We start from the raw sequence: 26,147 nt of genomic DNA on the forward strand, positions 1-26,147 counted from the left end.
GGAAACGCATAGAATGCTGTTCCCTCGTATATCATGGATGGAAGTAGATTTCGGTGCCCGACTGTTCCAGAGGCAACAAATTTATGCGCGGCATTTTGCCTGAATTGTATTTATCGGCTGCTTGACTTCGCCCATTGCGGCGCTTTGTCCCGCAGGATGGATGTGTGGCAAGGGAACGTATACCCCTTTTCATAATTCCGGTTTGTTGGCACAGAAGAGCGTAGGCCAGAATGCAGGACATGATATGAGCGCGCTGTTCGAACCGGGCCGGAACTGCTGGCAATTGGCCCGCACTGACCGTCTTTCCGTGATCATCGATGCTGCGGATTATTTCACCGCCGCCCGGGAGGCGATGATGCGGGCGCAAAGCTCCATCATGATGGTCGGTTGGGATTTTGACGCCCGTATCAGGTTCGATGCCCCCGAGCATAATGATGATGCGCCCGAGCATCTGGGGCAGTTCATGTTGTGGCTGGCCAACCGTACCCCAGATCTGCAGATCCGGATGCTGCAATGGAATTCGGGGATGATGAAGAACTGGCTGCGGGGGGCAAATGCCTATTACCTGTGCCGATGGAAATGGCATTCCCAGATCACCGCGCGGTTCGACGGAATCCACCCGCCGGGCGGGTCGCACCACCAGAAGCTTCTGGTGATTGACGACAGTCTGGCGTTCTGCGGCGGCATCGACATGACGGTGAAGCGGTGGGATACGCGCAACCACCTGGATGATGAACCGAACCGTGTTTCCCCGTCCGGCCGCGCGCTGGAGCCTTGGCATGATTGTGCGGCCATGTGCGACGCCGATGCGGCGCGGGCCCTGGGGCAGGTGGCGCGCCGCCGCTGGAAACGTGCGACGGGCGAAGATCTTCCGGCGATCAAGGGAAAGCCGCTGGAGTGGCCGTCGATCATCAAGCCGCTGTTCGGGCCTGCGGAAATCGCCATTGCCCGCAGTCGGCCCAAGATGGAAGGGCAGGATCCCATCCGTGAGATCGAGGCGCTGTATATCGACATGATTGCGACCGCCCGCCATGTGATCTATGCCGAAAGCCAGTATTTTGCCTCTCGCCGCATTGCCTCGGCGCTTGCCCGGCGGCTGGAAGAGCCTGATGGCCCGGAAGTGGTTATCATCAATCCCTATTCTGCCGATGGCTGGCTGGAACCGATCGCGATGGACACCGCTCGCGCGCGGCTGTTCGAGGCCCTGCGCCGGCATGACAGGTATAACCGGCTTGCCATCTATCATCCGGTAACTGCGGGGCGTAACCCGATCTATGTCCATGCCAAGGTCATGATCGTCGATGACCGGCTGATGCGGATCGGATCCTCCAATTTCAACAACCGTTCCATGCGGCTGGATTCCGAATGCGATGTGGCCATTGATGCCCTGCAGGATGAAACGGGGGGGATGGCCGCCCAATTGCAGCAGTTGCGTCACGATCTGTTGGCAGAGCATCTGGGTTTCAGCATTGATGAGGTGCGCGCAGCGGCAGAGCGGGAAGGGACCCTTATCGGCGGCATCGAAGCCTTGCGCCGTGACGAAGGGCGATCGCTGGTCCGTTATGAAGTGCCAGACCTGAGCGTGATCGAGACGTGGCTGGCGGACAACGAGATTCTCGACCCCGATGGCCCCGAGGAAATGTTCGAGCTTGTGAACCGCCGCGGCCTGTTCCGCGGTCGCCTGCGCCGACCGAAATAACAGGCTCCTCTGTTTCGTTACAATGTCACCAAACTGCCATGTCTTCTGCGTAGGAGGTGGGGATCAAGCGGCTGACCCCACGCCAAGAACGCAGGAGATCGCTATGCGCGAAAGTAATGAATCCGCCTTCCGTACAACGCGGCTGGAAGAGGCTGATGGCCCCGGCACGAACCCCACGGCGAACCGCCGCATGGGCGAAATCATTGCGGCACGCTTTTCACGCCGCGGATTTCTGCAGGGCGCAATGGCAACGGCCGCAATTACGGCCACGGTCAGCCCTCTTGCGATGATGGCCGCCAATGAGGCGCATGCCCAAGGGCAAGGCTCGGCCTTCGATTTCCCCGAGGTCAAGGCAGGTGTGGATGCCGACCATCATGTGGCCGATGGATATGACGCCGATATCCTGCTGCGTTGGGGCGATGCCCTGTTCCCCGACAGCCCTGAATTCGACCCCGATCGCCAAACGCCCGAGGCGCAGGCACGGCAGTTCGGATACAATAACGATTTCGTCGGTTTCCACCCTCTGGACGGGGCGGATGACCGCGGGCTGCTGTGTGTGAACCATGAATACACAAACGAACATCTGATGTTCCCCGGCATCGTGACCATCACCGACAACGAGATCGTGGTGGCCGACGCCGACCAGACCCGTGTCGATATCGAGATGGCAGCCCATGGCGGCACGGTCGTCGAGATCCGCAAGGATGGAAACGGCAAATGGAAGGTTGTCCGCGATGGCGCATTGAACCGCCGGATCACCTCGAATACCGAAATGATGCTGACCGGTCCCGCCGCAGGCCACGCCCGTTTGCAGACCGTGGCGGATACCACGGGGCGCAAGGTTTTCGGTACGATCAACAACTGCGCAGGCGGCATCACGCCCTGGGGCACCTATGTGATGGCCGAGGAAAACATCCACGGCTACTTCATGGGGGAATTGCCGGCTGACCATCCCGAAGCGCAGAACTACGAACGCCTGGGCATTCCTGAAAGCACCTATGCCTGGGGCCGCTTTCATGATCGCTTCGATGTGTCCAAAGAGCCGAATGAACCGAACCGCTTCGGCTGGATTGTCGAGGTCGATGTCATGGACCCCAATTCCGTGCCGAAGAAACGGACGGCAATGGGCCGTTTCAAGCATGAGGGCGCCGAAAGCGTCGTGGCCGAGGACGGTCGCGTCGTCTTCTATCTGGGCGATGATGAACGGTTCGATTACGTCTATAAATTCGTGACGGCAAAGGCATTCGATCCGGACAACCGGGCCGCCAACATGGACCTGCTGGATGAGGGTACGCTCTATGTCGCGCGCTTTGACGAAGATGGCACGATGGAGTGGCTGCCGCTGACCCATGGAACAGGGCCGCTGACCGCCGAAAACGGCTTCGAGAGCCAAGCCGATGTGCTGATCGAAACCCGCCGCGCGGCCGATCTGCTGGAGGCGACCCCTATGGACCGCCCGGAAGATATCCAGCCGAACCCCGACACGGGCCGTGCCTATGTCATGCTGACCAATAACTCCAGGCGGACCGAGGCTGATGCCGCCAATCCGCGCGTGGAGAATGCCTTCGGCCACATCATCGAGATCATCGAGGATGCGGGTAATTTCACCGCAACGAACGGCCGTTGGGAAATCGTCGTCCAATGTGGTGATCCGTCGGTCGCCGATGTCGGCGCAACATTCTCGACGGAAACCACCGACGATGGCTGGTTCGCATGCCCCGACAACGCGGCGGTGGATTCCGAAGGCCGCCTTTGGGTTTCGACGGACGGTAACTCGATGAAATCCACCGGACGGACGGATGGCCTCTGGGCGCTGGATACCGAAGGTGCGGCACGCGGAACGTCAAAGCTGTTCTACCGCGTTCCGGTCGGGGCGGAGATGTGCGGCCCTTGCCCGACGGCGGATCTGACCACCTTCTTCGTGGCGGTGCAGCATCCGGCCGATGGGGGCGAGGATTGGGAGGGCCATGGCCGTCCATCCTATTACGAGGACCTGTCCACGCGTTGGCCCGACTTTGACGATGCGATGCCGGTTCGCCCCTCTGTTGTGGCCATCACGCGCCAAGGCGGCGGTCGCATCGGCGCATGATGGAATGATGCGTCCCTTATTCGGGGCGCATCGACTGCCCGTCCATGAAAAGATGTATCTTTTCTGCAGGGGCGGAAACGGCCACCGTGGCGCGGCGCGTGTCACGGTGGATGCCCGGCAGTTTTGCAATGACCCCTGACCGCCCGGCTTCGGCAACGAAGTACAGCAGCGTCACTTCGCCCAATGCCTCCACGTAATCCACCTCTCCGCGATAGACATAGGGCTGTCCCTCTTCCACGGGTGTCAGATCCTCGGGGCGCACGCCGATATTCACCTGCCGCCCCATTGCCGCATCGGGAGAGGGGATATTGCTGATGGCGGTCCCTCCGCCATCCAGCGCCACCTCGGTTGTTGCGCCCGTTGCCGTAATCTTTCCGGGGATCAGGTTCATGGCCGGAGAACCGATGAACGTTGCCACAAACTCGTTCCTCGGCGCCTCGTACAGTTCCAACGGTGTGCCGACCTGGCTGATGCCCTTGTCGGCCAATACGACGATACGGGTCGCCAGCGTCATCGCCTCTACCTGATCGTGGGTCACATAGACCATGGTGGCATCCGGCATCCGCTCTTTCAGTTGCGCAATCTCTATTCGGGTTGCGACCCGCAGCGCAGCATCAAGGTTGGAAAGAGGTTCGTCGAACAGATACACCTTCGGGTTGCGGACGATTGCACGCCCGATCGCCACACGCTGGCGCTGCCCCCCGGACAGGGCCTTGGGCAGACGGTCCAGATATTCCGTAAGCTGCAGCGCATTGGCAGCCTCCTCCACCTTGGCGTTCCGCTCCTTCTTCGGAACCTTGGCGATCTCCAATGCGAAGGTCATGTTTTCGCGCACGGTCATATGCGGATAAAGCGCGTAGGACTGGAACACCATCGCGATGCCGCGCTCGGCGGGTGGGGTATCGTTCACCACCTGCCCGTCGATCTGCAGCTCTCCGCCCGTGATTTTTTCGAGGCCAGCGATCATCCGCAGCAGGGTGGATTTCCCGCAGCCGGAGGGGCCGACGAACACGACCAGTTCGCCTTCGTTTATCGTCAGGTCGATGTTCTTCAGCACCTTGGTGGCGCCGTATGATTTCGACACATTGCTCAGTTTCAGATTGGCCATGATGCCTCCTCAGCCTCCCTTGACCGAGCCTGCCAGCAGGCCCCGGACGAAATATTTCTGCATGGAAAAGAATACGATCAATGGCACGATCATTGACACGAAGGCCGCTGCCGTCAGCAGTTCCCAGTTGTTCCCCCGCGAGCCGAGAAGCTCCACGATCCGGCCTGTCATCACCATTTGCGTATCGGAATTGCCGAGGAACACCTTTGCAACCAGCAGATCATTCCAGGTCCACAGGAACTGGAAGATCCCGAAAGCCGCCAGCGCGGGCAGCGACAACGGCAGGATGATCTTGCGAAAGATCTCGAATTCGGTGGCACCATCGACGCGCGCGCTCTCGATCACCTCCTTGGGCAGGCCCACCATGTAGTTGCGCAGCAGATAGATTGCCAAGGGCAGGCCAAACCCCGTATGGGCCAGCCATACCCCGATATACCCGCGTCCGAGGCCGATGGCATTATGCAGCTGCAACAGCGGTATCAGAGACATCTGTAGCGGCACGACCAGCAGTCCGACGACAGCCGATACCAGAAGCGCGCGGCCCGGAAAGCTCATCCATGCCAGCGCATATGCGGCATAGGCCGCTACCAGTATGGGAATGATCGTGGCCGGGATGGCCACGGTCAGCGTGTTCAGAAAGGATTGCGCCATTCCGTCGGCATTCAGCACCGTGCCGTAATTGCCTGTTGTGAAATCGGGCGCCTCGGTCGAGGTGATGAAAACCCGCAATCCGCGATCGGGCAGCGGTTCACCTGCCGTCTCGCCCGTCACCAGATCAGGGGCTTCGAACGGGGTGGGGGAGGTCATGCGATAGCTGCCGTCCGCATTGACCACCAGTGTTCCGCCCCCGTTGCGGGGGGCGGTTTCACCGGCGGGAAAGGCATCGGGCATCATCGGCGTAGTGCCGAATGTGACGACCTCTCCTGAAGCGTCCCCGAATACGTTGCCTTCCAGCACATAGCCGTCCAGCCCGCTGGTCTGCGTAGCCGGCGGACCGGTACGGGCGGCGCTGCTTTGGACGGACGGGGACAGCGACGTCCACCATCCCGATGCCTGTAGCTGGTCCGCGTCGCGGAACGATGACACCAGCAACCCTAGTGTCGGAATCGTCCAGAGCAGCACCAGCAAGAACACGGCGATGTTCAGGGCCCATGTCAGACGTCCGCGTTTGCCTGCGATATTATCCATGGTTCAGTCCCTCTCACGGCGCGCATTGCGGATGTTCCACACCATGATCGGCATGACGGCGACCATGATGACGATGGCGACCGTTGCCCCGCGGTTGAAATCACCGGCACGGAACGACCAGTCGTACATCATGTTGGCCAGAACCTGCGTGCCCCATTGGCCGTTTGTGATGGCAAAGACGATGTCGAAGATCTTCAGGACCATGATCGTGATCGTGGTCCAGACCACGGCGATGGTGCCATAGATCTGCGGCACCTGAATGCGCCAGAACACCTTCCATGGCGATGCGCCATCAAGGATCGCCGCCTCTACCGTCTCCTCGGGGATGCCCCGAAGCGCGGCAGACAGCAGCACCATGGCAAAACCCGCCTGCATCCAGACCATGATGATCATCAGAAAGAAGGTGTTGACCACAGGCAGGGTCAGCCAAGCCGTCGGCTCGAAGCCCAGTGATGTGGTCATGGCGTTCAGCAGCCCGATTTGGGCTAGGCCCTCGGCGCGGTATTCATAGATGAATTTCCAGATGACCGCGGCACCGACAAAGCTGATTGCCATGGGCATGAAGATGAATGCCTTGGCGATGGAGCCCCATTTGATGGAATCCGTCAGCTGTGCCGCGACCAGTCCGACGAGGGTGGCCATGGTCGGCACGAACAATAGCCACAGGATGTTGTTGATCAGGCTTTCATGGAATTTCGGATCCTGGAACAGCCAGATGAAATTCGCGAGGCCGGAAAACTCCCCCCCCTGTGACAGGGCCAGCCAGATGGAGGCGAATACGGGATAAACCAGATATACCCCTAGAAAGAAGATGGCCGGCGCCATGAAGAGCCATGGGCGGATGCGCCCCGAGCGGCGCAGGTTCTGCGCGGCGTTGCTGCCCCGTGGCGGAAAGGTTTTATCCAGAACAAGGTTCGACAGCCAGAAATAGGCGATGCAGCCGCCGACCCCGATGATGACCGTCACAACAGCCAGAAGGATCTGATGCGTCATTCGGCGCCCTCCTCAATTCCGCCGGTGCGGGCAAGGCTGGACCAGCTGCGTTCGATCCCGCTTGCGGCGCGCTCGGCACTTTGACCGGCGACATAATCGATCATTCCGGTCCAGAACGCCCCGGCCCCGATGGCACCGGGCATCAGATCGGATGCATCGAAGCGGAAGGTATCGGCGTTCACCAGAATCTCGCCCATACCGCGCAGGGTAGGGTCGCCATAGGTATCCAGATTGGCCTGCGAGAAGGGGGTCAGAAAGCCTGTCTGGGCCATCCATATCTCATGGGCGATGGGTGTGCGCAAAAACGCCAGAAATGCCTCTGCCACGGGGGTGTCGCGCAGGATGGCAAAGGTAGTCCCTGCACCCAGAACCGGATTTCCCAGCTCGGGGTGGCTGGCGTAGGGCGGCATATAGAAGAAATCCACATCACGCCCGAACTCGGTCCCCGCAGGAAAGAAGGATCCGATGAATGATGCCTGATGCATCATGAAGCAGCGGGGAGGAATGGAGAACAGGCCGGTGGGGCTGTCACGATGGTCGATCCACCCCGCACCGCCCGCGCCGCCGTCGACATAGGCATCGGTTTTGGCAAACCAGCCGAATTCCTCGATGGCCGCCAGGACATGCGGGTCGTCGAACGGGATTTCGTGGCTGACCCATTGATCATAGACCTCGGGCGGGTTCAGCCGCAGCATCAGATCCTCCACCCAGTCGGTCGCGGGCCAACCGGTGGCCGATCCTGACCCCAGGCCGATGCACCACGGGGTACCCCCGTCCTCGACGATTTGCTGCGTCAGAGCCTTCAGATCTTCCATAGTGGCCGGAACGTCATAGCCCATCGCGGCAAAGTTCTCGGGCGAGTAGAAGACCAGACTTTTGACGTCGATCTTGTAGGGAAACCCGTAAGCCCGCGTCTGGCCGTCTGGCCCTTCGAAATTGACCAGATCCACCCAGCTGTCACCCGCCGCGTAATTTGCACGCAGCCAGTCGTTGGTATCATCGGGCAAGGGAGTTACCTGCCCCTGACCCGCCAGTCCACGCAGCAGCCCCGGCTGCGGGAAAATTCCGATATCAGGGGGGGAGCCGGAGGATGTATCGATGATGATCTGCTGTTCGAAGCTGTCGGAGCCGGAATAATTCACCGTCGCCCCGGTGGCTTCCTCGAAATATTCGAACACGCGGCGAAAGGTTACGGCGTCCTCGGCGGTCCATGTGCCGGAGATCGAAACGGATTGGCCGGTCAGATCGTGCCGATCGGCAAATTCATGGTAGGAGGCCCAGTTGAACCGGCTGTCCTGATCAGGGGGCATCAGCAGATCCTGCGCGTGCAGCGGTATCGTACCAAGCACGACCAGCAGGGCTGATAGGGATGTTGAACGTTGCAACAGGCCAAGTTCCTCCTCGAACGGGGCCCGCCGGATTTTTGCTTTACCCGAACATCTTCGCAGATAAGCGAAGCCGCGGGGGTGTGCGGGCCGTTATGTGCAAGTGCAACCTAGCCCGCGATGACATGGATATCAAATTACAGAGACAGTTTCGTGACCGGACGTGGGGTCACGCCGAGGCGATCCGCTCCATCACCAGCCATGTCATCATGCCCAACGGGGGCAGGCGATCACGCTCCACCTCCCGCAGAAGGGGGTTGCCCAGAACGCGCGTGATCGGGAAATTGGACTGCCAGCCCAGATGGTCCTCCAGCGGGGCGGCCATCCGTTCGATCCGGCGCAAGGCGCCGCCCTCTGCCGAAAAATGGTTCACGATTACGATCTGCCCGCCCGGCCGGCAGACACGTGCCATTTCCGCCAGAACGCGCTCCGGCTCGGGCACCACTGACAGCACATGGGTGGCCACGACCGTGTCGAAGCTGCCGTCCGGAAAATCCAGCGTGCGGGCATCCATCTGCCGCAGTTCCTGCACATGGCGCAGGTTCATCTCGGATACCTTGGTGCGGGCCTTCTGTAGCATGTCGGTGGAAAAATCGATGCCCGTCACGCTGACCGTTGATCCGTAAAGCGGCAGGACAAGGCCGGTGCCAACCCCCACCTCCAGGGCGCGGCCCCCGCGCGCGGTCACATGCTGCGCGGCGCGCCTGCGGCCCGCGCTGGTGATGCGACCGAATGTAAGATCATAAACCGGCGCCCAACGCCGATAGCTGCTGGTGACGGAATCTATTTTCAACGGGCATCCTTACGGTCAAGACGGCGGCGACTGCGGATGAAGGACCACAGCACCGTTGCAAGATAGGCGAGGTCGAGCGCCAGAAGCGCCTCCCAGGGCCAGGTGAAAAGAATGGCGATCATGGCGATGACGCCCACGATCAGATAGCGCATATGCTCGGCCCGCGGGCGGACAAGCTTCAGCGAAGGGGTCGGGATCCGGCTGATGAGCAGCCAGCCCACGAATACCATCCAGAGTGCCATCAGCGGTGTCGCAATCGGCGGAATGGAATGGAAGGCGTGCTGCAGGGCGATCGGCATCAGCGCCAGCATGGCCCCCGCGGGCGAGGGAACGCCCGTGAAATAGCCGGGGATCGCATCGGCATCCGGCGTCTTGATCCCTACGTTGAACCGCGCCAGCCGCATGACACAGCAGATCACGTAGATCAGGACGGCAATCCAGCCCAGACTGTTTTCCAAATGGAACATGGTCATGAAGACGAGCATGCCCGTCGCCACGCCGAAATTCAGGAAATCGGCAAGGGAATCCAGCTCGGCGCCGATCGCGCTTTCGCTTTTCAGGATGCGGGCAAGGCGGCCGTCCAGCCCGTCCAGCACGGCGGCAAGGATGATCAGAAAGATCGCGTGGTCGATCCGCCCCTCGACGGCAAAGCGGATCGATGTCAGCCCGGCGCAGATCGCGCCCAACGTCAGAAGGTTGGGCAGCATCTGGGCCATCGACATGCGGCGCAAGGGCGGACGTCCCATCAATCGCGCCGTGCCGGGCGGGGCAGTTCCGTTCCGGTCAGGTTGGCCAGAACCGTTTCACCCGCAATCATGGTCTGCCCTTCGGCAACCAGCGGTGCGATGCCGGTGGGCAGGTAGATGTCCAGACGCGACCCGAAACGGATTAGCCCGAAACGCTCCCCTGCCTGCATGACCGCCCCTTCCTTGACAAAGGGCAGAATGCGGCGCGCCACCAGGCCTGCGATCTGTACGCAGGCGATATCATGCTCTCCGGCACGGATCAGCAGCGCGTTCCGCTCGTTATGCTCGCTCGCCTTGTCCAGCGAGGCATTCAGGAACTTGCCGGGGGTATAGGCCATCTTTACCAGATGCCCGGTAACGGGCGAGCGGTTCACGTGAACGTTGAAGACCGACATGAAGACCGAGATGCGGGTCAGCGGCGTCGGATCCATGCCCAGCTCGGGCGGGGGCGGTACAACGGCAATCTGCGAGATGATTCCATCCGCAGGGCTGATCACGAGCCCTTCACCGGTCGGAACCTGCCGGATCGGATCCCGAAAGAAATAGTAGCACCAGATCGTCAGGATCACGCCCAGCCAGCCCAATGGCTCCCACAGCCAGAACAGCACAAGGGTGATGACTGCAAAGATGCCGACGAACCGCCAACCTTCGGGATGCATCGGCTTCAGGATCGTATCGGACATGCGCATAGGTGTCTGCTTTCGGTCAAAAAGGTGTCGGACTATCGATAGCGTTGTTTTGCCCGACGTCGCAACCACCGTGATGCCGCACTGTGCCGACATCAGGGGGGCATACAGCAACAACCGGAAATCGCGGCATGACGTTTGCTGCTAATGGGGAATATGGAAACCGGCAAATCACGCTGACGAGATGTTTGCGCGGCATACGGCCGATGGATGCGGCAAATGCCTTTTTGCAGGCAGAACGCCAATTCAGGCAGATGCTCACAAGACGCTTGGAAATTCTTTACGAAATAAGTATGGATATAAGGCGGTGCCAGAGAATCCCGGTGCCAAGTTGCACTGGCACGCCAAGGAGATGCGGTCATGGAACGGACAACTGCCATTCTGGATATCCCTGCGGCGACATTCCTGCCCGGATTGATTCGCCGTGCGGCAGAGATCGAGGCCCCTGTTCAGGTGCTTGATCGCGGCACAAGGGTGCAGACGCATTATGGCCTGCTGGATGTTTTCGAGGATGGCGAGCGTATTCAGGTAGAGCTTTCGTCCAAGGACAGCGTCAATCTTCTGTACCTGCGCGATACGCTTGACTGGCATCTGGGTCTGGAGGGGCTGAAGCACTGCATCACCTGGGCGCGGATGCGGGCCGGGGCCAATCCGGCCAACATGGTGCTGGGCCATTGCGAATCCGTCACCGCAGTTTCACCATCGTTCATACGTGTGCGGGTCCGGGGTGATTATTCGCGCTTTCTGGACGGCGGTCTGCATTTTCGTCTGTTGATTGCCGCGAAGGGGTCGGACTGGCCCTATAGCGATGAAACCGGCGGCACGGTCTGGCCCAGCGGGGTAGAGGCGTGGCATCGCCCAGCCTATACGATCCGGCATATCTGCCCGCATGGATTGTGGATGGAATTCGACATTTTCCGCCATGAAGGCGGTCGCGTGAACGACTGGGCCGCCACCCTGCAAGAGGGTGAGGAAGTTGCCCTGACAGGGCCGGGGGGAACCGGGTTGACCGAGGCTCCCTGGATCGGCCTTGTGGGCGATGAAACGGCCATGCCGGCCATCATCCGCATGATCGAAGGTGCGCCTCTGGGCACGCAGGGCGTTGCGACCATCGTGGTGCCTTCGGCGGCGGATGTGCAGCCCGTTTCCTGCCCCGAAGGCATCCAGCTGACTTGGGCGTTCAGGGATCAGGGGGCTTCGGTCATGGATGTGTTCCGTGCCATGCAGGTGCCGGAAGGTCCGCGCTATGTCTATGTGGCCGCCGAGAAATCGGAAGCCGCCCTTGCGCGTGAACACGCCAAGGCCCTCGGGTTGAAACGCGGGGAAAGCCACGCATTGGCCTATTGGGCTGCGGGCGAAGAATAGGCATGATCTTACGCTGACCCGAAAGGGTCAGCTCTTTTGGCCAGCATGCAGGCGTTTTCAGCGTCAATGTATGTGGTTGTAGTTGCCAATCCTGTTCCGCTGTTGCCACACGTCTCGTATGGTCTTGTGCGGAGCGCGCTCCCGTGTCTCGTATCTTGCCTGATGCCGTCTGTTTGTCGGATCTGCCCCGGGGCAGTGATGTCGTTGTGATTGGCGCCATCATTGCCCGGATTGCATATCGCCACCGGGTTTTCGGGTCATGGTTTCGGGATCGGTCCGACCGCAGGGGAGATGAGGGCCCGAATGGTGACGAATGAAGATCCGTATATCGATCCTGCCCCCTTCCGGTTGCAGCGGTTGATCCGCAAACCATCGGTTCAGGGGATATAGGGTAGATGCCGTGGATATGACCTTGAACGATCATACGGTCGTTTAGAATTCCCGTGGGTATCGGGGCAATATCGTTTGGGTGAACCATATACTATTGATAGGTTGCCCACGCCTGCCTGCAATACCACCTTTGCCGCAGAATCAAGGCCGGAAATCCGGAATGTTGCAGTATGCTTGGCCCGGAGCGTCTGTGCCGATGGTGGCAAGGCATGCCAAAGCCGGTCGTATGGCAGGAGAAGGCAATGGGTGAACGGTTGATCAATGTCCGTGTCCAGCCACGGGCGTCTCGCAACAAGGTCGATACCCCCAGAGAGGGTGCCTTGCGTATTTACGTGACGGCTCCGCCCGAAGGTGGCCGCGCAACGGATGCTGCGCGTACCCTATTGGCAAAACATCTGGGCTGTGCCCCATCGCGCCTAGAACTGGTGCGTGGGGCAACATCCCGCGAGAAAACGTTTCGCGTATTGGAATAGTGTTATTCCATCTTGATTCCCATGCGCTGCAGCGCGCCGCGCAGTTTGTCCCGGCCTTTCAGGGCTGCAACATCCCGCAGGCGTGCCACCAACAGATCGGACCAGGTCTGACGCGGCAGGTTCTGCTCGGTGCGGAAGGCAACCGTGGCCGCATCATGCCGTTCGACGGCAGGGGGCTGCGCCTCGACGGCATATGTTTCGTGGTGCAGCACCGCCTGCTGCGGCAAACGTGGCTTTACATCCGACGGGATTGCAGGATCGGGGTGGCCGATCACCAGACCGAATACGGCCATGGTCCGCGGGGGCAGCCCCAGCAGCCCGGCCACGGCCTCCGGATCATTGCGCAATGCACCGATATAGACAGTTCCCAGCCCAAGGGATTCTGCCGCCACCAGCGCGTTCTGGCCCGCAATGGCTGCATCGATCGCGGCCAGCAAGAATGTCTCGGTATAATCCAGTGCCGCCATTTCTTCGTTGGCCGCCGTGCCGATGACCTTGGCCCGCGCAAGGTCCGCAATCCATACAAGGATCATGGGGGCCTGCCGGATATGGTTCTGCCCGCCAGCTATTTCCGCCAGACGGTCACGGGTTTCGGGGTTCTGGACAGCGATCACACTCCACGCCTGCACGTTCGATGAAGTGGGGGCAGAAGAGGCTGCGGCAACGATCGTTTCCAGAACCCCTTCGTCCAGAGCGTCGGGCAGGTAGTGCCGGACCGAGCGGTGATCGAGCATCGTTTCCAGTGTTTCGTTCAGCGGCACGGTTGCCACATCCTCACGGTAACGCCGGAATACTTTGGGGTCGGTGGTCATCGCAGTCTCCATTAACGCGGTTGCTTTTGCAGGAAGGCATCTGCTGCGCGCAAACCAAGCGCCATAATGGTCAATGCCGGATTTGCAGCCAATGCACTCGGGAAGACCGAATTGTCGCAAATCCACAGGTTATCAATATCATGCGTACGACAGTCGGCATCCACGACCGAGGTTGCAGGGTCTGTGCCCATCCTGCAAGTGCCGATCGTATGCGCGGCGCGGGGCATGACGAAAATATCCTTTGCGCCGGCGGCTTCCCAGATGCGGGTCATCACGGTGCGGGCATGGCGGTCAATGGCGTGTTCATTGTCGTGATAGCTGAAATCCACCCGCGCCTTGCGCAGCCCCCATTGATCCGTTTCCTCCGACAGGGTCAGGCGGTTATCCTCATGCGGCAGGCATTCTCCATTGATCCCGATGCCACCCATATGGCGATACCTGTTCATTACCTGCATCAGCGGCTCCCCCCATAGCCCCGCGCCGCGGGTCATCCCGTTGGCCAGTGTCACGGGGACCACGCCAAGGCTCTGGATCAGATAGCCGCCGATGAAATCGGCATCCGCAGGGCGCAGCATATCCTCGGTGATCAGCGAGGACGGGTAGCCGACGTTCATATGCATGTCTTCGTCGAAAAAGCCCCAGACCTGTGTGGCGACATGGGCCATGTAGTTGCGCCCCACCTGATCGCTGGAATTGGCAAGCCCGAGGTTCAGCAGAAGGCGTGGGGTTTCCACACCCCCGGCACACAGGAATACGGCCTTGCAGGGCTGGCGGTGCTGTTGCCCGCCTTGCTGGTAGATAACGGCCGTCACATGGCCCGCAGCATCGCGTTCGATATCCGTTACCATCGCCTCGGCGCGGATTTCGGCACCATGCGTCACGGCCAGGGGCAGATAGGTATTGTCCATTGAGGCCTTGGCACCCGTCCGGCATCCCTGATGGCATTTGCCGCAATCGACACATCCCGGTCGGGTGCCCCAATCGTCATCCTGAACCGGGCGTGAAACCAGCGCGGCAGGGCCATCGGTGGCGGTGATGCCCAAGGCCTCGCACCCTTTGGCCATCCGGTTGGCGGGGGCATTGCGGTCCACGGGCGGGTTCGGATAGGGGCCACGATCATCCCATGGATAGGTCGCGGGGCCGGAAACGCTCAGGAAGTGTTCCACCTCGGTGATATAGGGGATCAAGGTATCATGGCTGACAGGCCAATCGGCCCCTTTGCCGTCCAGCGTTGCCAGTTGCAGATCACGGGGGTCCNGGCGGGGGCAGAAGGCCCCCCAATGCAGGGTGGATCCGCCGACGCCCTTGCCGGAATTGTTCGGCCCGAACACCTGCGGCATGTCTCCCCCGCTCAGCCGCTCCTCCATCCAGTAAAGATCGGCAACCGTTTCATCGGTAGAGTGATCCTCGGGCGCAAAGTTGCGCCCTGCCTCAAGGGCTACCACTGACCGGCCTGCCTGCGCCAAACGTGCAAGGATAGGCGCGCCGCCGGCACCGGTGCCGATAATCACGGCATCCACCGTGTCCTGCAGGGAATACTGTTTCATCCGGGTCAGGTTCATATGCGAACCTCCTTTTGGGGCAGGGTTCGTGGATCGGTCAGCCCGTCATACCCAAGACGTTGCAGGGTGACGGGGTGCGAGACCCATTCCTTGACGGTATTGGCCCGCAGATCCTCAAACCAGCGGGAAAGGGGGCCTTTCTGGATGCGGCGAAGATATGCGTCCTGTTCGGCGGGTGGCAGATCGGGAAAATCGGGCCGATCGGCGCGAACAGCCTGCAATCCCTGCCGCAAGGCGTCTGTATCAGGGGGCAGATCGGCAAATCGCCAGCCGTCGCCACCGCCCGTCGCCACGGCAGCCTCCACCCGCAGGGGCAGGTTTATGACATCTTCGGCAGGGACCAGACGGGCGGTGATTGCCCGCAATATCTTGCGGTCGGCATCCTCCAGCAGGGAAACCGGATGCGGACCCTGAAGGCGTTTGCGCAGCACGGCCTTGGTCAGCGGATCGATATCCGTCGCATGGTCCAGCCGGATGATATGCCACAGCGCGTGGATGCCGGCGGCTAGGGCGGCAGGCCGTTCGGCGGGGATCAGATGTGCGGCGCCGTCGATTTCCTGCACCGTGCCATCCGTGTAATGGGGCAGGTTCAGCAGGCGCTGGTTTGCCGCGCCCAGATCGCCATCCTCGGCCCCGGCAAGAATGATAGCGGGCAGCGAAATTTCTCCTACCTTATCCCGTACGTCCTGTTTCGCCCCGGTTTGCAGCCAATGCGTCCACGCCGCAGGGTCGGTCCGCTGCAGATCATGCGCCAATGCCTCATGTGCCTGGGTTGGAAGGGGGGAGGCCGTGTTCCCTGCAATGAATTCGGCAGCATTGGCATAGCTCAGCGGCCCATCTGCGGCCCAATCAGTCATCGACGCACGTCGCGCCTCATCGATCGGTTCGGGGGAGGGCGGAGAGCCTGCCACCAGGCAAATCCCGCATAGCCCCGCCGGGTTGCGCGCCGCCAGCATCGAGGCGAACTTGGCCCCCATACTGTGCCCCACCATGATCCATGGCCCGTCCTTGGGAACGTTATCCGCAATATGGGCCAGCGTCCGGTCCAGTGAGGGTGCGCCTTGCAGCACATTGTCCCCGAACCCCGGCAGATTTAGCGCAAGTGGCGTCAATGCCGGATGCAAAAGCCCCGCAACCGCATCGAAACTGCGCGCGCTGCCACCAAGGGCGTGCAGGAAAACAACGGTGATTGGGGTGGGGGTATTATAACGCGCCGCACCAAAGGGTGCGGAGCGGGGGGGCTGACCTTGCATGGGGGTTCCTTTGCTGCGCCTTGTCCAACGACAGAGGCGCAGCAAGGTTCCGCCGTGTCAGCCTGCCGGAGCGATCACCAAGACGTCAGAAGGGTTCAGCCCGAAGCGCAGCTCTTCCCCCACGCGGGGCGGGGCCCGACGGGTGCTGTTGAACTGGTCCAACGCCAAAATCTGGCCTGCCACATCCACACGGACCCGGACAACCGAACCGAGAAAGTCCGAGGCCATCACCCTGCCCGTCAGATAGGCGGGGCCGCCCTCCATATGCAGCATTTCGGGACGCAGCCCCAAGGTAACCGGACCCGGAGGCAGGGGCCGGTCCAGTACCAGACGCTGAGCGCCCAATGCGACGGTGCCGGTGGCCGCATCGATCACCTCGGCCTCCAGGGTGTTCAGCGTTCCGACAAAGCCCGCCACAAAACGGGTCGCCGGGGCGTTGTACACCTCGAACGGGGTGCCGATCTGGTCTGCCACGCCCTTGTGCATCACGACCACACGATCCGACAAAGACAGCGCCTCTTCCTGATCATGGGTCACGAAGATGGTGGTGATGCCAAGCGCCTTCTGGATTTCGCGGATCTCGTTCCGCAGCGATACGCGGATCTTGGCATCCAGCGCCGAAAGCGGCTCATCCAGCAGTAGCACCTTGGGGCGCGGCGCCAGGGCACGGGCCAGGGCAACGCGCTGCTGCTGGCCCCCGGACAGCTGGTAGGGGTAGCGATCCGCCTTGTCCGGCAGGCCGATCAGCGCCAGCATCTCCTGAACGCGGGCCGAGATTTCGGACCGTGCCGTGCCCTGAACCTTCAGCCCGAACCCCACGTTCTGCGCCACGGTCAGGTTCGGAAACAGGGCATAAGCCTGAAAGACCATGCCGATATCCCGGCGGCGTACCCCCAAGGCTGTCACGTCCTTGCCCGCAATGGAAATGCTGCCGACATCCGGTTTTTCAAACCCCGCGACCATGCGCAGAACCGTTGTTTTTCCGCAGCCGGACGGGCCGAGCAGTGAAATGAATTCCCCCCGCTCCACCTCCAGATTGAAATTGCGGACGACATGGCTTGCCCCGAAGCTTTTCTCGAGGTGCGATAGTTTAAGAAAGCTCATGTCGGGCGGCCTTGTCTGGAAAATCGTGTGAACAGCTGCATGGCCCCGATACAGGCCCAGGTGATTGCAAAGGCGATCGTGGCCAGCGCAAAGGGTTCATAGGCACGGTTGGCGCCCATCAGCTGCAGATATGGCCCGAAGGCCGGACGGTTCAGGAGGGCGGCCATCGTGAATTCACCCATGACGATGGCAAAGGTCACGAATGCACCGGAAAGCACCGCCACGAGTACATTTGGCAGGATCAGCCGCCAAAGGATCGTACCCCAGCCTGCCCCGAGGGATTGCGCCGCTTCTGTCAGGGTTGCAACATCGACGGCGCGCAATCCGGTATCCACTGCGCGGTACATATAGGGCAGACCCAGCATGATATATCCGCACATCAGCAGGATGTTCGTGCCCGTCAGCGATCCGGTCAGCGGCAACCAGCTGGAGGTGTTGTACAGCCGGATATAACCGAACACGACCACAATGGCGGGAATGACCAGCGGCAGCAGTGTCATGAACTCGATCAGCGGTCGAAGACGCGGCAGTTTCAGCTGCACCCAATAGGCTGTAGGCACCACCAGCAGCATACCGACCACGATCGTGGCAATGGCCATCATGACCGAATAACCGAAGGTGCGGCGGAATTGCGGATCCGCCAGAACGATACGATAGGCGTCCAGACTGTATTCGCCCCGCCGCATCGACAAAGAGAATTCGATCATGCCCATCAACGGCAGAATGAAGTAGATGGCCCCGAGGATCAGGATGGCCCAAGCAGCAGCACGCGTCATTTCAGCCACCTCTCGGACCGGATACGCAGGACGATATAGGTGACATTGGCAACCGCCGTGATGACGATCATGCCGAAGGCCATTGCATAGCCCAGTTGCGGATCGCCCAGCACATCCCCCCGGATCTGCGCGAACAGCATGATCGGTGCGATGTTCAGGGATGAACCTGTCAGGGCAATGGCGGTGGCAACTGCGCCGAAGGCGTTTGCAAACAGCAGCGCAAAGGTGCCGATGATGGTTGGAAACAGGATCGGCAGGGCAACCATGCGCCAGTACTGTGCGCCGGTGGCTCCCAGGCAGGATGCAGCCTCGCGCCATTCCCGTTTCAACCCGTCAAGCGCGGGGGTAATGATCAGGATCATCAGGGGAATCTGGAAGAACAGATAGGTGATCGTCAGCCCCCAGAAGCTGAGGATGTTGAACCCGTAGGCCCGCAGGTTGATCCCGAATTCCGTCCGCAGCACACCTGTCACCAGACCGAGAGGGCCAAGCGTCGCCAGAAAGGCAAAGGCAAGCGGCACCCCGGCAAAGTTCGAGGCGACACCGGAAAACGTCATCAGGGGGGCGCGGAGGCCACGGGGCAAGCCGCCCAGCACCACCGCCGTCGCCATGAGGAACCCGACCAAAGACCCGATTGCCGCCGAAGCGACAGAGATCTTTATAGAGATCCAGTAGGACGACATGATCGACCGCGTGAAAAGTCCCTGGATGTTGGCAAGGGTGAAGCTGCCATCAGGCGTCTGGAAGGCACCGATGACGATGTTCAGCGTCGGCGCGATCAGGAACATCGATACGAACAACGCGAATGGCAGCACCCCTAGCCACGCCGGATTGAACCGGCGGGGCGGGCGTGAATGTGGAGTCTGGTCTGTCACTGGACGTTGGCACCCACGACGGCATCCCAACCGCTGGTAACGGTGTCATTGTTGGCGGCCTGCTCTTCCAGGGTCGGGAAATAGGCCTTGGCATAGCTCTCTGCGGGGGGCAGCGCCTCGAGCAGTTCGGCGGGAATCTTGCCGGCCTCGCTCATCGCGTTGAAGCGGGCGGGGTGGCAGTAGCCCTTCAGCCAGAGGTTCTGGCCTTCATCCGAATAGATATACTCCATCCACAGTTTTGCTGCGTTCGGATGCGGTGCATGGGCGGAAATGGCCTGCACGTACACACCCGCAAGAACACCGCTTTCCGGCACCACCACCTTGGTCGGGGGATTGCCTGCTAGGGTATCGCCCCATGCCAATGCGTTGTAATCCCATGTAATAACGATGGGTGTGGCGCCTTGCGCAAGCGTGCCCGCCTTGCCGATGACCGGAACGAAGTTTCCTTCGGCGTTCATTTCCTGGAAATAGTCCAGCCCCTGCTGTGCGGCATCGGAGCCGGCCTCGCCGCCCGCAGCCATGCCTGCTGCCAGAACCGACAGGATGGCCTGGTTCGAAGCGCGCGGATCACCCGCAAGGGCGACCTGACCGGCATAATCCGATTTCAGCAGATCGTCCCAGTCGGTCGGGATTTCGGTCACCAGATCCTCATTCACGAGGAAGGAGATGACGCCATAGTAATCACCGTACCAATATCCGTCGGGATCCTTGATGGTGTCGGGAATCTCGTCCCATGTCGAAACCTTGTACGGCTGCAACAGGCCTTCTTCCTTGGCCTGGGGGCCGAACGACAGGCCCACGTCCAGCACGTCCGGGGCCTGCGGGCCGGTATTTCCCTTGTTCGCCCGAACGGCTTCCAGCTCGTCGGCCGAACCTGCGTCGGGGTTCAATTCGTTTACGGTGATGCCGGGGTATTTTGCCTTGAAGCCGGCAATCAGATCGCCATAGCCGCACCAGCTGTGGGGAAGGGCGATGGTTGTCAGCATGCCCTCTTCCATTGCGGCAGCTTCAAGGGCCGACAGATCCTGCGCTGCGGCGAACGAATTGGTGGCAAGCACTGCGGTTGTGGCAAGTGCGATGCACCGGGTTGTCATCGTGATCATGCGTTGTGTTTCCTTGAACAAGATTCATCGCCCGGCGGGCAATGACTCGCCCCGGCCGTCAAGGAATAGTGGCGCAGTGTGACGTTTTATGAAAGCCCGTTTACAGCCTGTGTAAATCCGGATGCACAAAGGGTATTCCGGCGATGGTCTGTGCTGGCGGCGGGGGCAATCGCGATATGTCCGGGATGGTTGCCAGCCCGATTTTGCCATAGCGGCCCGTTGCCATGCAAGGGGGCCGCCATGACGGAAGACAGGTTCTCAGCCCAAGAAGGGGCGGTCGCCCGCAGCGTCCTTGATACGGGTCGGCAGACCCATTTCGCCCAGAAGGGCCAGGAACGGCTTCGGCTCCAGCTCTTCTACGTTGACCATCTTCGACACATCCCATGTGCCGTTGGCAACCAAGATGGCAGCGGCAACCGGCGGCACACCGGCAGTGTAGCTGATGCCCTGGCTGCCCGTTTCGTTGAAGGCTTCCTTGTGGTCGGCCACGTTGTAGATGAACACCTCGTGCTCCGCGCCGTCCTTGGTCCCCTTGACGATATCACCGATGCAGGTCTTGCCCACATAATCGGGGGCAAGGCTGGACGGGTCGGGCAGCACGGCCTTCACCACCTTCAACGGAACAACCTCCAGCCCTTCGGCGGTGGTGACGGGCTGTTCGGACAGCAGGCCCAGATTGTTCAGCACGGTAAAGACGTTGATGTAATGATCCCCGAAGCCCATCCAGAACCGCACATCCGCATCAGGATAGCGGGCCGAAAGCGAATGCACCTCGTCATGGCCGGTCATATAGGCCTTTTGCGGCCCGACCACGGGCATATCGAAGGTCTGGCCCACTTCGAACATCTTGTTCGACTGCCATGCGCCGTTCTGCCAGCTGTAGACCGTGCCGGTAAATTCGCGGAAGTTGATTTCGGGATCGAAGTTCGTGGAGAACCAGCGTCCGTGCGATCCTGCGTTGATATCCACGATGTCGATGGAAGACACCGTATCCAGATGCTCATCTGCAGCCAGACGGGCATAGGCATTCACCACACCCGGATCGAAGCCGACACCGAGGATCGCCGTTACGCCCGCATCGGCGCAGCGCGCGCGACGCTTCCATTCGTAGTTTCCGTACCATGGCGGGGTTTCGCAGATCTTGGCAGGATCCTCGTGGATCGCCGTGTCGAGATAGGCGATGCCGGTCTCGATGCAGGCTTCCAGCACCGTCATGTTCACAAAGGCCGATCCGACGTTGATCAGAATCTGCGCGCCGGTTTTGCGGATCAGGGCGGCAACCGCGGCGCTGTCCATCGCGTTGACTTCATGCGCTGTAAACGGGGCATCGACCTTCATCGAGCCTTTTTCGGCGACAGAGGCCAGAATTGCCTCGCATTTGCCGATGGTGCGGGATGCGATATGCAGATCGCCCAGCACGTCATTATTCTGCGCGCATTTATGCGCCACAACCTGTGCGACGCCGCCGGCGCCGATGATCAACACGTTTCGTTTCACTTCGAACCGTCTCCTTCAAGGACAGAGGGAAGGGCGGTCAACCGAGGCTGGCCGCGTAATCGGCATAGCCGAATTCTCGCATGACCCGTTCTGTGCCATCGGGGTCACGCAGCACAATGGCGGGCATCTTCACGCCATTGAACCAGTTCTTCTTTACCATGGTATAGCCTGCCGCATCGGCAATCGACAGCCGGTCACCCACCTTCAGTTCATTCGCAAAGGTGAAATCACCGAAAATATCACCGGCAAGACAGGATTTTCCGCAGATCTGGTAGCTGTGGCTGCCAGACGTTTCCATCTTGGCAGGCAGGCGGTAGATCAGCAGATCCAGCATATGCGCCTCGACCGAGCTGTCGACGATTGCCAGACGTTTGCCGTTGTCCAGAATGTCGAGCACGCTGACTTCCAGCGTGGCCGTGCCGGTGATCGCAGCTTCGCCCGGCTCCAGATAAACCTGAATGCCGAAACGGTCGGCAAATGCCTTGAGCCGCGCCGCCAGCTTGTCAACGGGGTAGCCTTTGCCGGTGAAATGAATACCGCCCCCCAGGCTGACCCATTCCACGCGCATCATCAGATCCCCGAAGCGCGCCTCGATTTCCGCCAGCTGACGGTCAAACAGCTCAAAATCGGCATTCTCGCAGTTATAGTGGATCATGAAGCCGGAAATGCGGTCAAGGACGGCCTCGATCTTTGCCGGGTCCCATTCACCCAAGCGGCTGAACTGACGCGCGGGGTCTGCAAGATCGAACCCCGAGGTGGAGATGCCCGGGTTCAACCGCAAACCGCGCTGGATGCTGCTGGCGCGATCCTCGAACCGCTCTAGCTGGCCTATGGAATTGAAGATGATCTTGTCGGCATGGCCGACAGCCTCATCGATCTCGTCTTCGGCCCATGCCACCGAATAGGCATGGGTTTCCTTGCCGAATTTTTCCGCGCCAAGGCGGAGTTCGTACAGGCTGGACGAGGTTGTACCCGCCATGTGGTCGCGCATCGCATCGAAGGCGGGCCATGTGGCAAAACACTTCAGCGCCAGCAGTGCCTTTGCCCCGGAAGCCGCGCACAGTTGGTCGATCACCGCCATATTCTTGGCAATGGCGGCAAGGTCGATGCGGTAATATGGCGTCGGGATCATTGGACACTCCCACAAAAGCGGCATGCAAAATCAGGGTGAACACATATGTCCCAGCCCCCGTAGGTGCAAGCGTATTGCCTTCCGCGTATGACAGCGGGGTGACATTCCCGCATTGACTGGGCTAGAGGCTGGCGCATGGATATACCCGATTTTCCCGATTTCCAGCACGAGGATACGGCCCGTGCCCAAGGATTTGTCCGCATCGCGGGCGTGGACGAGGTGGGCCGTGGCCCCCTGGCAGGCCCCGTGACGGCGGCCGCAGTCTGGCTTGACCCCAGACATATCCCCAAGGGTATGAACGATTCAAAGAAGCTGACAGCCAAAAAGCGCGAAACACTATATATAGAACTGCTGGAGGTGGCCGATGTATCCGTGGCACATGCCAGCGTCGAGGAAATCGACCAGCTGAACATCTTGTGGGCCAGTCATCTGGCGATGCGCCGGGCCCTGGCAGGGCTGCGTGTGGCCCCGGATTATGCCCTGATCGACGGCAATCTGGCGTTGCGCGATTCACCCATGCCGAACCTTGCCCTGATCAAGGGGGACGCACGGTCACTGTCGATTTCGGCAGCTTCGATCGTGGCCAAGGTGGTGCGGGACCGGCTGATGGCGGATCTGTCCCTCCAGTATCCCGGCTACGGGTGGGAGCGGAATGCAGGCTATCCGACAGCCGATCACCGGCAGGGATTGCAGCGCCTGGGGATAACCCCGCACCATAGGCGTTCTTTCAAAACGATCCACAACATGTTGTAGCAAGAGTAATTGTTAAATCATTGTTCCATTATATAAATTGACGGCGGCCCCAGTTTTGTCCCATTAGTTATCCACAACCACGGCGAAAATGCCGGGACGGATGAGGCATCACGATGGCAAAAACGGAAAACAAGGCGGCAATCGAGCTGCCGCTGAATGAAATACTGGGCGGCGATTGTGTGGCCGCGATGGATGCGCTGCCCGCATCAAGCGTGGACCTGATCTTCGCGGATCCGCCCTACAACCTTCAGTTGAAGGGCCATCTTCACCGCCCCGACAACAGCCGCGTCGATGCGGTTGATGACCATTGGGACCAGTTCACCTCCTTTCAGGCCTATGACCGTTTTACCCATGACTGGCTGCGTGCGGCGCGCCGCATCCTGAAGCCGAATGGTGCCATCTGGGTCATCGGCAGCTATCACAACGTGTTCCGTTTGGGCACGGCGCTGCAGGATCAGGGCTATTGGCTTCTGAATGACGTGATCTGGCGCAAATCAAATCCGATGCCGAACTTCCGTGGCAAACGGCTGACGAATGCTCATGAAACGCTGATCTGGGCCTCCAAATCCGAATCCTCGAAATACACGTTCAACTACGAGGCGATGAAGGCCCTGAACGAAGGGACGCAGATGCGCTCGGATTGGGTGCTGCCGATCTGCACGGGACACGAACGCCTGAAGAACGCCGAGGGCGAAAAGGCGCATCCGACGCAAAAGCCCGAATCGTTGCTGCACCGTGTGCTGCTGGCAACGACGAATCCGGGCGATGTTGTGCTGGACCCGTTCTTTGGAACCGGCACGACCGGTGCCGTGGCCAAGATGCTGGGCCGGAATTTCATAGGGATCGAACGCGAGGAAGAATACCGTACGGTCGCCGCCGAGCGGATCAGCCGCGTGCGCAAGCTGGATGCAGAGGCCCTGGCCGTAACAGGCTCCAAGCGGGCCGAGCCGCGGGTACCCTTCGGCACCCTGGTAGAGCGTGGCATGCTGCGTCCGGGCGAAAACCTCTATTCCATCGGCAACCGCCACAGTGCCAAGATCCGTGCGGATGGTACATTGGTCGGACTTGATGATGTGAAGGGGTCCATCCACCAGGTGGGTGCTCGACTGGAAGGCGCCCCTTCGTGCAACGGCTGGACCTATTGGCATATCCAGCGTGAGGGGAAGTTGATCTCTATCGATACGCTGCGCCAGCAGATCCGCGCCGAGATGGTCTGAGCCTATACCTGTTTTGCCAGCATCGCCGTCGTTCCGCGCGGCGATGCCACTTGCCCTGCCGTTATCCGGCAGGGTCTTTTTGTTCTGCCAGACCGTAGGCCTTGCGCATCAGGGTCGGCAGGTTTTCTGCCACCAAGGGGCGGAAGCTGCCGCGTTCCGGATTGACGCCCAGACCGACATCGGCGTGCATCACCGACAGTTCCAGATGGAAATGGGTGAAGGTATGGCGCACGGTTCCGATGTTTTTCCAAGGGGCCTGTAGCGGCACCTCTCCGCCGGCGCGATCCCAATCCGAACCGGGCCAGCCCCACATGCCGCCAAGCAATCCTTTGGCAGGCCGGTCCTCCAGTAGCCATAACCCGTCTGCCCGGCGGGCCAGCCAGACGGTACCCACGCGTGTGGGCTTTGCTGCTTTGGCCGTCTTTTGGGGCAGCTCTGCCTGATCGCCCATTGCGCGTGCGGCGCAGGGGTCCAGCCACGGGCAGATGCCGCAGGCCGGTTTGCGCGGGGTGCAGACGGTGGCCCCGAGATCCATCACGGCCTGTGCATAATCTCCGGGGCGATGGGCAGGTGTCAGCTCCGCTGCAGCCTGCCCGATTTCGGGTTTGGCGGCTGGCAGGGGCGTTTCTATATGGCGCAGTCGGGCCATTACCCGTTCCACATTGCCGTCCACCACCACGGCGGGTTCGTCAAAGGCGATCGCGGCGATGGCGGCGGCAGTATAGGGTCCGATGCCCGGCAGGCTGCGCAGCCCTGCCTCGGTCGGTGGAAATTCGCCGCCGTGATCGGCCACTACCGCGCGGGCGCAGGCCAGCAGGTTGCGCGCGCGGGCGTAATATCCAAGGCCCGCCCATTCGGCCATCACATCGGCATCGGCGGCGGCGGCCAGATCGGCCACCGTGGGCCAGCGTTCCGTAAACCGCTGAAAATAGGCGCGCACCGCCGCAACAGTGGTTTGCTGCAGCATGATCTCGGACAGCCACACGCGATAGGGGTCCGTACGGGTGTCACTGCCGGGCGGGGCCCGCCACGGCAGGGTCCGGGCATGACGGTCATACCATTCCAGCAGCGTCCGGCTTAAATCTTCGTCACGCAATGTTTATGGTATCCTTCATGGCATTTGACTGGCATCGCGGGCAGGTGCCGCC

The 26,147-nt window shown here is 60.8% G+C and carries 23 protein-coding genes; 6 read left to right on the forward strand and 17 right to left on the reverse strand.

Annotation, left to right across the window (positions count from 1 at the left end):
* Positions 1 to 244 precede the first annotated feature (244 nt).
* Positions 245 to 1,699: a phospholipase D-like domain-containing protein gene (locus TR36_RS01375; protein WP_045388212.1), complete on the forward strand. Its 1,455-nt coding sequence runs from the start codon at positions 245 to 247 to the stop codon at positions 1,697 to 1,699.
* Between the two features lie 103 nt (positions 1,700 to 1,802).
* Positions 1,803 to 3,788: a PhoX family phosphatase gene (locus TR36_RS01380; protein ID WP_045388209.1), complete on the forward strand. Its 1,986-nt coding sequence runs from the start codon at positions 1,803 to 1,805 to the stop codon at positions 3,786 to 3,788.
* A gap of 16 nt (positions 3,789 to 3,804) precedes the next feature.
* Here the strand turns inward: TR36_RS01380 and TR36_RS01385 are convergent, their stop codons facing one another.
* The 7 genes from TR36_RS01385 to TR36_RS01415 form a co-directional block, all read right to left on the reverse strand.
* A complete protein-coding gene (locus tag TR36_RS01385; protein WP_045388206.1) occupies positions 3,805 to 4,896 on the reverse strand; it encodes an ABC transporter ATP-binding protein in 1,092 nt (363 codons plus the stop codon).
* A gap of 9 nt (positions 4,897 to 4,905) precedes the next feature.
* Entirely contained in the window at positions 4,906 to 6,084 is a 1,179-nt protein-coding gene (locus tag TR36_RS01390; protein ID WP_045388203.1) for a carbohydrate ABC transporter permease, read from the reverse strand.
* Positions 6,085 to 6,087: 3 nt separating this feature from the next.
* A complete protein-coding gene (locus tag TR36_RS01395) occupies positions 6,088 to 7,077 on the reverse strand; it encodes a carbohydrate ABC transporter permease (RefSeq protein WP_062762181.1) in 990 nt (329 codons plus the stop codon).
* Complete coding sequence (locus tag TR36_RS01400) at positions 7,074 to 8,462, reverse strand: ABC transporter substrate-binding protein (RefSeq protein WP_045388197.1); 1,389 nt, start codon at positions 8,460 to 8,462, stop codon at positions 7,074 to 7,076. Before TR36_RS01400 ends, TR36_RS01395 begins: the two co-directional genes overlap by 4 nt.
* Before the next feature lie 169 nt (positions 8,463 to 8,631).
* A complete protein-coding gene (locus TR36_RS01405) occupies positions 8,632 to 9,255 on the reverse strand; it encodes a class I SAM-dependent methyltransferase (RefSeq protein ID WP_045388194.1) in 624 nt (207 codons plus the stop codon).
* Positions 9,252 to 10,001, reverse strand: coding sequence for a CDP-diacylglycerol--serine O-phosphatidyltransferase (gene pssA, locus TR36_RS01410; protein WP_045388191.1), 750 nt, complete (start codon positions 9,999 to 10,001; stop codon positions 9,252 to 9,254). The genes TR36_RS01405 and pssA overlap by 4 nt, the downstream gene beginning before the upstream one ends.
* A complete protein-coding gene (locus tag TR36_RS01415; protein ID WP_062762184.1) occupies positions 10,001 to 10,690 on the reverse strand; it encodes a phosphatidylserine decarboxylase in 690 nt (229 codons plus the stop codon). Before TR36_RS01415 ends, pssA begins: the two co-directional genes overlap by 1 nt.
* 357 nt (positions 10,691 to 11,047) lie before the next feature.
* Between TR36_RS01415 and TR36_RS01420 the strand changes: the two genes are divergently transcribed.
* Both TR36_RS01420 and TR36_RS01425 read left to right on the forward strand, forming a co-directional pair.
* The gene (locus TR36_RS01420) at positions 11,048 to 12,052 is read left to right on the forward strand and encodes a siderophore-interacting protein (RefSeq protein ID WP_062762187.1); all 1,005 of its coding nucleotides are present in this window, start codon (positions 11,048 to 11,050) and stop codon (positions 12,050 to 12,052) included.
* Positions 12,053 to 12,684: 632 nt separating this feature from the next.
* Positions 12,685 to 12,915, forward strand: coding sequence for a DUF167 domain-containing protein (locus TR36_RS01425; RefSeq protein ID WP_237763494.1), 231 nt, complete (start codon positions 12,685 to 12,687; stop codon positions 12,913 to 12,915).
* Positions 12,916 to 12,917: 2 nt separating this feature from the next.
* Here TR36_RS01425 and TR36_RS01430 read toward each other — a convergent pair whose 3' ends face one another.
* From TR36_RS01430 to TR36_RS01470, 9 genes are all read right to left on the reverse strand, one after another.
* Positions 12,918 to 13,727, reverse strand: a complete 810-nt coding sequence (locus tag TR36_RS01430) for an NADPH-dependent oxidoreductase (RefSeq protein ID WP_045388845.1) — start codon at positions 13,725 to 13,727, stop codon at positions 12,918 to 12,920.
* Between the two features lie 11 nt (positions 13,728 to 13,738).
* Positions 13,739 to 15,289 carry a GMC family oxidoreductase gene (locus tag TR36_RS01435; RefSeq protein ID WP_045388186.1) on the reverse strand — a complete coding sequence of 517 codons (1,551 nt, stop codon included), beginning with the start codon at positions 15,287 to 15,289 and terminating at the stop codon, positions 13,739 to 13,741.
* Positions 15,286 to 16,542 carry an alpha/beta hydrolase gene (locus tag TR36_RS01440; protein WP_062762189.1) on the reverse strand — a complete coding sequence of 419 codons (1,257 nt, stop codon included), beginning with the start codon at positions 16,540 to 16,542 and terminating at the stop codon, positions 15,286 to 15,288. Before TR36_RS01440 ends, TR36_RS01435 begins: the two co-directional genes overlap by 4 nt.
* A 57-nt stretch (positions 16,543 to 16,599) precedes the next feature.
* Positions 16,600 to 17,646, reverse strand: coding sequence for an ABC transporter ATP-binding protein (locus tag TR36_RS01445; RefSeq protein ID WP_062762191.1), 1,047 nt, complete (start codon positions 17,644 to 17,646; stop codon positions 16,600 to 16,602).
* Positions 17,643 to 18,422 (reverse strand): ABC transporter permease, encoded by a 780-nt coding sequence (locus tag TR36_RS01450; protein ID WP_045388177.1) that lies wholly within the window; start codon positions 18,420 to 18,422, stop codon positions 17,643 to 17,645. Before TR36_RS01450 ends, TR36_RS01445 begins: the two co-directional genes overlap by 4 nt.
* A complete protein-coding gene (locus tag TR36_RS01455; protein WP_082714838.1) occupies positions 18,419 to 19,210 on the reverse strand; it encodes an ABC transporter permease subunit in 792 nt (263 codons plus the stop codon). The genes TR36_RS01450 and TR36_RS01455 overlap by 4 nt, the downstream gene beginning before the upstream one ends.
* Positions 19,211 to 19,293: 83 nt before the next feature.
* Positions 19,294 to 20,391 (reverse strand): ABC transporter substrate-binding protein, encoded by a 1,098-nt coding sequence (locus TR36_RS01460; RefSeq protein WP_202814361.1) that lies wholly within the window; start codon positions 20,389 to 20,391, stop codon positions 19,294 to 19,296.
* A gap of 267 nt (positions 20,392 to 20,658) precedes the next feature.
* Positions 20,659 to 21,897, reverse strand: coding sequence for a saccharopine dehydrogenase family protein (locus tag TR36_RS01465; RefSeq protein ID WP_045388169.1), 1,239 nt, complete (start codon positions 21,895 to 21,897; stop codon positions 20,659 to 20,661).
* Between the two features lie 37 nt (positions 21,898 to 21,934).
* A complete protein-coding gene (locus TR36_RS01470) occupies positions 21,935 to 23,029 on the reverse strand; it encodes a carboxynorspermidine decarboxylase (protein WP_062762194.1) in 1,095 nt (364 codons plus the stop codon).
* A 135-nt stretch (positions 23,030 to 23,164) separates the two neighbouring features.
* Here TR36_RS01470 and TR36_RS01475 point away from each other — a divergent pair, with 135 nt between their 5' ends.
* Together TR36_RS01475 and TR36_RS01480 are read left to right on the forward strand one after the other, a co-directional pair.
* Positions 23,165 to 23,782: a ribonuclease HII gene (locus TR36_RS01475; RefSeq protein WP_153010462.1), complete on the forward strand. Its 618-nt coding sequence runs from the start codon at positions 23,165 to 23,167 to the stop codon at positions 23,780 to 23,782.
* A 113-nt stretch (positions 23,783 to 23,895) separates the two neighbouring features.
* Positions 23,896 to 24,999: a site-specific DNA-methyltransferase gene (locus TR36_RS01480; RefSeq protein ID WP_062762196.1), complete on the forward strand. Its 1,104-nt coding sequence runs from the start codon at positions 23,896 to 23,898 to the stop codon at positions 24,997 to 24,999.
* Positions 25,000 to 25,060: 61 nt separating this feature from the next.
* On the opposite strand, the gene mutY is transcribed toward TR36_RS01480, so the two are convergent.
* On the reverse strand, positions 25,061 to 26,095 hold the full coding sequence (gene mutY, locus TR36_RS01485; protein WP_062762199.1) for an A/G-specific adenine glycosylase: 1,035 nt from the start codon (positions 26,093 to 26,095) through the stop codon (positions 25,061 to 25,063).
* Between the last annotated feature and the right edge of the window lie 52 nt (positions 26,096 to 26,147).

Source organism: Falsirhodobacter sp. alg1 (assembly GCF_000739715.2).
Taxonomy (GTDB): Bacteria; Pseudomonadota; Alphaproteobacteria; order Rhodobacterales; family Rhodobacteraceae; genus Falsirhodobacter.